Source organism: Carnobacterium sp. ISL-102, assembly GCF_018612935.1.
Taxonomy (GTDB): Bacteria; Bacillota; Bacilli; order Lactobacillales; family Carnobacteriaceae; genus Carnobacterium_B; species Carnobacterium_B alterfunditum.
Map to the genome: position 1 here is coordinate 1 of NZ_JAGGRF010000018.1, position 4,999 is coordinate 4,999.

The window sequence follows — 4,999 nt, forward strand, 5'->3', positions numbered from 1 at the left end:
TCCTAGATTATCCGACACCACAAGACTGTTTCGTGAAGTCATTCAAACAAGAACGTACGGCTGTTTGATCCTTGAGAATTTAACAATTAGGGCTCAACTCAGTTCAGTTCAATAGCTAGAAAGTAAGGCGTAAAATAGAATAGCTACAAGTGGCTAACTTAAACTTGAAATTTTCGAAATAAATTTAAATGGTCTATTTAACCAAATCACCTAATCTAAAGATTATAGACTAATCTTTTTTCAAGCATTGACGTCGAACTCCGCATCCTTTAGTTGAGCTGCGTTCGACAGGCTCTCGGAAAAAACAGAATCTCTACAAGGATGGAACATCCTCTGCGAGATTCTTTGTTTTTCTGTCAAGCCTTGACGTCGAACTCCGTATCCTGTAGTTGAGCTGTACTTCCCAGACACTGGGCTATTTCCAATATTTGACGCAATGCGCAGGATGCTCTTGCTTTCAAATCTTGGAAATCGCTGTGTGTCTAGACGGGAAGTTCAGCATCCTGTTTTTAATCTACTGATTTTAGGGCTTCGATCATGTCGACTTTTTTGAGTTTGTGATGCATGGCGATCATAACGATTCCGGAGAATACGAGGGTTATGATTGCTGAGTAAAGATAGCTCAATGGTTGGATCGTTGGGCTAAACATGAGTTGATCGATTTCTGATGTATCTAATACGAAACTGTGCAGCATGATACCTAATACTGAACCAACGACAATACCCATTACAGTAAGAATAATATTTTCACGATAAATATACATAGTCACTTCTTTATCGAAAAAGCCTAACACTTTGATAGTAGACAATTCGCGTTCACGTTCAGAAACGTTGATATTGGTCAAATTGTATAACACCACAAAAGCCAGTAAACCAGCTGAGGCGATCAATACCAATGTAACGACTCCTAAACTTCCCATTGTTTCTTCAAATGCTCCACTGACATCACTTACAAAATTGATCGATAAAACACTTGGTTGTTCTATCAAAGTGGATCCTAGGGCTTCTTCGTCTACTTTGACTTTGCCATAGTTTAATAATTCCGTTGTATATTCAGGTGCTTTTCCGAATCTTGTTTCATAATAGTCTTTATTCATATACACGTAGTGACCAGTGTAGTTTTCAACGATCTCATTTATGACTACTCCTACTTCTTTATTATCTGTGTCGGTCAAAATCAATTGATCGCCCTTTTCAACATCGATTAGTTCAGCTAATTTTTCACTGATGATCGCACCTTCTTCGGGTAACGAATAGGTTTGACCAGAAGAACGGTCGTTTAAGAGAACGTAATGATCAAAGTTTTCAGTTGTTTCAGGAACAAAAACGGTAACGGTTTGTGTATTGACCCCTTCAACATCTACTGTGTAACTTTCTTGACTAACTTTTACTGACTCTTCAATAGCCGTTTGTTTAGCTATTTCTTCATCATAATCCGATTTATCAGTTTCGCTTGCATCTGTATTGAGAGCCACAATGGCATCATATTTCATAACCTTGCCATACTGTAGATCTGCCACATCTGAAATAGAATCCGATATACCAAACCCCGTTAAAATCAATGCTGTACAGCCTGCGACACCTAAAACCGTCATCAACATGCGTTGTTTGTAACGGAACAGGTTCCGTGCTGTTACTTTTTGAATAAAACCAAGCTTATTCCAGATAAATGGAATACGTTCTAATAAAATACGTTTTCCTATTTTAGGTGCTTTTGGACGCATCAATGTAGCTGGCGAACTCTTTAAAGCTACACGTGTAGCTAGATAAGCTGCTGCGACAGTTCCAAGAAATGCTACTGTAAAGGAAATAACACCATAACTAATGTAATAGGTTATCCGAACAGCTGGTAAATTATACATTGAACCATATGCGTTAAAGATAATTTGAGGGAATAATTGGTATCCAACAACTAAACCTATAATCGTTCCTAAGATACTAGCTACTGAGGCATACACTAGGAATTTTTTAGAAATATCCCAATTTGAATACCCTAAAGCTTTTAAGGTTCCAATTTGCAATCGTTCTTCTTCTACCATCCGAGTCATTGTGGTCAAACAAACCAGTGCGGCGATCAAGAAAAAGAAGACGGGGAACACTTGCGCTATAGCCGATATTCTATCTGCATTATCACTGAATTCGCCATATCCAGGATTTGTCGAACGGTCGAGCACATAATATTCAGGTAATTCTAACGCTTCGATGTCTTTTTTAGCTTCGGCAAGCTTTGCTTCACCATCTGCAAGTTCTTTTTCGGCATCTGCTGATTCTTTTTCAAATTCAGCCAGTGCTGTTTCATAATCTGTTTGTCCTGTGGTTAGTTTTTCAAGGGCTGCAGCTAGTTCAGCTTCTCCTTTGGCTTTTTCTTGATTTAACTGTTCTTGAGCATCAGCTAATTGAGCTTCGCCGTTAGCCAGAGTTGTTTTTGCAGCTTCAAGATCGGCTAACCCTTGTGCGACGTTTTGTTCATTGGCTACCAAATCAGCTTCGGCTGCCTTTAATTGCGCGCGTGTTTCAGCAAAATTTATAGCCACTCCATCTATTGCAGTTGAAACTGTGCTCTTAGGAACAACTCCAGCAAAGTACCCTGTAAAGGCTTCTCCAAGCGAAGTATCAACAGCAGTGGCAGCTTGCGTGATGCTCGTTTGCGTTTCAACTGGTACACTTTCAATTGGGATGGCTAATACCGCTCTGGCATTTTCAACAAAGGTTTCTCCATCCGCTAAGGATTGCTCTGCAGCTGCCTTTTCTGTTTCAAAATTAGCACGGGCATCAATAAGCTGCTTTTGGGCTGCTTGTAAGTCGGCTTCATTTGTAGCTAATTCGGCTTTGCCATCTTCTAATTCTTGACGTTTCTGATCGATCGTAGCTTGAGCATTAGCTATTTGCGTTTCTAAAGCAGCCGACCCTTCGTCGTAGTCTGCTTGGCCTTGATCCAGAGTTGCTTTAGCATCGTCCAACTGTTTTTGACCATCGGCTAATTGCTGCTTGGCATCGTCAATTTCAGCTTGTCCATCATCGATCTCTTTTTGAGCTTCAGCACGAATTTCAGCTAAGCGGGCTTCTGGTCTTTGTTCAACTGCTTTTTCAATTTGATCTGTTTGTTCCTCGATATTTCCCTCATATTCTGACGAATAAGACACAAGTGACTCATTCTGTTCAAAAGATAGATAAGCTTCTGTATAAACGTCTAAAGTGAAGTCTTCTTCAAGAATAACAGCAAATCCGTCTAAGGTCCCTTTTCCGACTGTACTGGTTCCTCTTGCATAGTTTTCAATGTATTTCGGGCTGTTCACAAAACCGACTACTTCGTAAGTTGTTGCGGCAAATGAATCCTTCAATGTTGTTTCTTCGTCTTCTGAAGAAAGAGAGACCGTATCGCCGATTTTGTAAGCACTGGTCATTCTATTATTGTTATCTAAAGCAATTTCACCCGTTTTTTCTGGCAACCGTCCAGATTTAATAACAAATTTATTTTGTGCCTTTTCCTCATTTAAAGAGTAGCTCATTAATTTAGCAACTAAACTGTTCTTCTCAAAAACAACATCTTGACTATAACTCATGGATACAGCTGCACCTTCGATACTTTCTAATACCGTTTGGTCGTCCTCGTTAAGTCCGTACGTGGCTACAACTTTTGTATCCATTAGATTTGTCTTTTTATAATAATGATCTGCTGTATCGATCATATCTGGCCCAGTTGCTTTGATTCCAGCAAAAAAGGCCACTCCTAATGTAATGATGACAAAAATGGATAAAAATCGGGTTTTTGATTTGCCCATCTCTTTGAAGATGTCTTTCCATAACGCTTTCTTTTTCACTCTTGCCCACCCCTTACCATTCGATATCTTCTACAGACATAGGGTTGTCATTGATTGTCACACTGCGTACTTTTGCATTGTTTATTTCAATCATTCGATCAGCCATTGGAGCGATTGCTTTGTTATGTGTAATGACAATAACAGTTGTGCCTGTATTTTTGCAGGTGTCTTGCAATAATTTTAATACTTGTTTTCCAGTTTCATAATCTAGTGCTCCAGTTGGTTCATCGCATAATAGTAGCTTGGGCTGTTTAGCTAAAGCTCTAGCAATTGCCACTCGCTGTTGTTCCCCACCAGATAATTGAGCTGGGAAATTGTCTAAGCGATTGCCTAGTCCGACATCTTCTAAAACTTTTTTAGCATCCAACGCTTTGGTTGAAATTTCTGATGCCAGTTCCACATTTTCGATAGCAGTCAAATTGGGAACTAAATTATAAAATTGAAATACAAACCCAACATCATCGCGTCGGTATTGCGTGAGCCGTTTTGTGTTGAAGTTAGCAACGTCTATTCCATCAACAAGTATCTGCCCTTCATCTGCTGAGTCCATTCCACCTAAAATATTCAATACTGTTGATTTCCCAGCACCACTTGGTCCAACGATTACTGCAAATTCCCCTTTTTCGATTTCAAATGAGATCCCATCATTTGCGGCGATAACTGAATCACCCATTTTGTATCGTTTAAACTCATTTTTTATTTCTACAAAAGACATTCTTACACCTTCATTTCTTTAAACTAATTTTTTATAAGTGTACCATAAATTTTATTGAAACTCCCTCTAGTCCAAACTTAATCCAACTATTTTTTTTAGTATTTGTCTAAAAATCACTAAAAAAATAAGTTGAGTAAATTTGCAAAATAGTATGTGAGAAATCAGCTCGATGCTATTTAAAATTATTTGAGATAACAGTTTTCAAATAATTTTTTAAACAACCTACAAATGATCCTATTTCATTTTCAATAGGTCATTTGGGCATATTTACTTAGATTCAGCCAACTCAATATTCTATAATTTTTAGTATCGATAGATTTTATCCAATTACTTACCCAACATTTATTTGAAAATAAATACTAAAAAAATGCAAAAAAGTATCTTCCTTGCTATAATAAAAACAAGAAATTTTTAAATTTTTAGTTTGGTGCTAGTCTCTGTTTCTCAATATCTATTCACTTTT

General features: G+C 38.0%; 2 protein-coding genes. Both read right to left on the reverse strand.

Translation table 11 applies throughout. From position 1 onward, the window contains the following. Window positions 1–509: 509 nt before the first annotated feature. Complete coding sequence (locus J7E16_RS07985) at window positions 510–3,821, reverse strand: FtsX-like permease family protein (RefSeq protein ID WP_353049875.1); 3,312 nt, start codon at window positions 3,819–3,821, stop codon at window positions 510–512. A 13-nt stretch (window positions 3,822–3,834) separates the two neighbouring features. Then, window positions 3,835–4,536 carry an ABC transporter ATP-binding protein gene (locus tag J7E16_RS07990; protein ID WP_214890727.1) on the reverse strand — a complete coding sequence of 234 codons (702 nt, stop codon included), beginning with the start codon at window positions 4,534–4,536 and terminating at the stop codon, window positions 3,835–3,837. Window positions 4,537–4,999: the final 463 nt, after the last annotated feature.

Excerpts from the sequence above, each read along its gene's own strand:
- J7E16_RS07990 (WP_214890727.1), bottom strand. The coding sequence starts at position 4,536 with ATGTCTTTTGTAGAAATAAAAAATGAGTTTAAACGATACAAAATGGGT.